The organism is Treponema endosymbiont of Eucomonympha sp. (assembly GCF_001028545.1).
The window spans coordinates 1-432 of sequence record NZ_BBPW01000700.1 but is presented as its reverse complement, the minus strand read 5'-3'; the positions used below and the strand labels follow the sequence as shown (position 1 = coordinate 432).

1 protein-coding gene is annotated in these 432 nt (G+C 52.1%); it reads right to left on the bottom strand.

The genetic code is table 11. The annotated features are described in order from the left end of the window. On the bottom strand, positions 1-233 hold a 233-nt coding region (locus tag AWU74_RS13675), incomplete at its 3' end, for a transposase (protein WP_368853476.1). Positions 234-432 lie beyond the last annotated feature (199 nt).

The following is a 432-nucleotide window of genomic DNA, read 5'->3' as shown; positions in this document are numbered from 1 at the left end:
AATTCCACGGTTTTTTTGCGGCTGCGCTTCGGCGGCACGACGAGAGCAAAGCCGAGTTCCTTTGCGAATTCTCGCGTTTTGTTATCCTCATATGCCCTATCCATAAGCAGCGTAACACCTTCGCGTTTCCCGATGCTTTCCAGCAACAACTGTCCCACTTTCGTGCCGGAAGCGTTCTCCGCAGACAGGCTGAACTTCACAAATGCAACGTCGTCTGTCGTTATTGCGTGTATCTTTGTGTTCCAGCCGCCGCACGGCTTCTCTAATCGCTTACTTTCCGCTTTTCTTTAATGCCCCGTGAGCATCGGGATGTGCCTTGACCGACATCGAATCCAGCAAAAGAACCTTCGCTTCGGCTGCGTTTGGCGGCGACCTGTTCCCATACGACGTTTTTTGTCCGGCGGCTGAAACGCACATAAATGGTATGCCATT